Source organism: Cellulomonas sp. P5_C6 (assembly GCF_054049635.1).
Window position 1 is genome coordinate 1 of record NZ_JBFULZ010000350.1, and the last position, 1645, is coordinate 1645.

Below are 1645 nucleotides of genomic sequence, written 5' to 3' on the forward strand. Positions count from 1 at the left end.
CCGCCGCACGGGTGCCACCGGCGGCGAGCCGAGCCCGTCGGGAACCCTCCGGGTCGTCGGGCAGGCCGACGATCGCGCTGCCCCCGGGCAGCAGACCGAGGCCCGCGCGGAGGTCGTCGGCGAGCCCGACGGCGTGCCGACGGACCTGCTCGGGGTCGGCGTCGGCGAACTGCCGGAGCACCGGGGCGGCCCCCACCCAGCACAGCCAGGCCGGGGAGACGTCGAACCGCCGCGCGTCGAGGGCCAGCGCCATGGCCGGTCCGTAGACGGACGACCAGATCTCCTCGCCGGCGTACCACCCCGCGCTGATCGGGCGCAGGTCGTCCAGGAGCTCCGGGCGCACCGTGAGGAAGGCCGTGCCGCGCGGGGCGGAGAGCCACTTGTAGGCCGCGCAGACCGTGACGTCGAAGCGGCCGGCGTGCAGGGGCAGCCAGCCGGTGGCCTGCGTGGTGTCGCAGACGGTGCGGACCTGGTGGGCCGCCGCGGCCGCGAGGATCGCATCGGCGTCGGCGACGCGGCCGTCGCGCGACTGGACCAGGGAGAACGTGACGGTGTGGGTGGTCGGCCGGATCTCGTCAGCGAGCCGCTCGAGCGGCACGTACCGGACGGTGACGCCGCGGTCCGCGTGCGCGACGAACGGGAAGGTGACCGACGAGAAGTCGCCGTCGACGGCCAGCACCTCGGCGCCGTCCGGGACGTTGGCGGCGGCCAGGCCGACCAGCGCCGAGGCCTGGGAGCCGATCGCGACGTCCGACGAGTCGGTGTGCACCAGCCGGGCGTACGCGGCGCGGGAGGCGGTGACGGCCTCGTCGTAGACCGCGAGGTCCGCCTTCCCGGCCTGCCAGGTGTCCAGGGCGTCACGCATGGCCTCGACGGTCGCGCGGGACGGGAGCCCGCAGGTGGCGGCGTCGAGGTAGCCGGGCACGGGCTGGAAGGCGGCGCGGAGGGTGTCGAGGGAGTGCATCCGTCGATGGTCGCCCGGGCTCGGTGCATCACACAACGACAGGAATGGGTGCTCGGCCATCACGAGCCGTGATACTGGGGTCATGGTGCACACCCCGATCGAGGCACGGACGTCCGCACGATCGGTCGTCGGGGCGACCGGATCTGCGGACGTCCCGGGGTCTGCTCCCTCGGCCGGCGGCTCTGCTCCCGCGCTAGCGGGCGATCACGGGGTGGCCGGGCTCGAGGTCGGGTCGTTGCGGATGCTGCGGGCCATCGCCGACTCCGGGACGATCACCGGCGCCGCCGCGCTGCTCGGGTACAGCCAGCCCGCCGTGAGCCAGCACGTCCGCCGGCTGGAGCGGCGGCTCGGCACCGCCCTGCTCGACCGCACGGGCCGCTCGATCCGGCTCACGGAGGCCGGCGAGGTGCTGGCGCGGCACGGCTCGACGGTCGGCGCGGCGCTGCGGGCGGCGGAGGCGGAGGTGTCGGCGCTCGCGGGCCTGCGGGCGGGCCGCGTGCGGCTGGTCGCGTTCCCGTCGGCGTCCGCCACGATCCTGCCCGGCGCGCTCGCGGACCTGCGCGCCCGGCACCCGGGACTGACGGTGACGCTCGACGAGGCCGCGCCGCCCGAGTCCCTGCACGCGCTGCGGGCGGGGACGGCCGAYGTCGCGCTGGCCTTCGCGTACCCGGGGGTCGGGCT

The 1645-nt window shown here is 76.3% G+C and carries 2 protein-coding genes; one reads left to right on the forward strand and one right to left on the reverse strand.

The genetic code is table 11. The features are described 5' to 3' along the window. Positions 1–964, reverse strand: a 964-nt coding sequence (locus ACXJKG_RS21010; RefSeq protein WP_456847655.1) for an aminotransferase class V-fold PLP-dependent enzyme, incomplete at its 3' end; no start/stop codon positions are given. A gap of 241 nt (positions 965–1205) precedes the next feature. Between ACXJKG_RS21010 and ACXJKG_RS21015 the strand changes: the two genes are divergently transcribed. After that, the coding region (locus ACXJKG_RS21015) for a LysR family transcriptional regulator (RefSeq protein WP_456847656.1) at positions 1206–1645 on the forward strand (440 nt) is incomplete at its 3' end.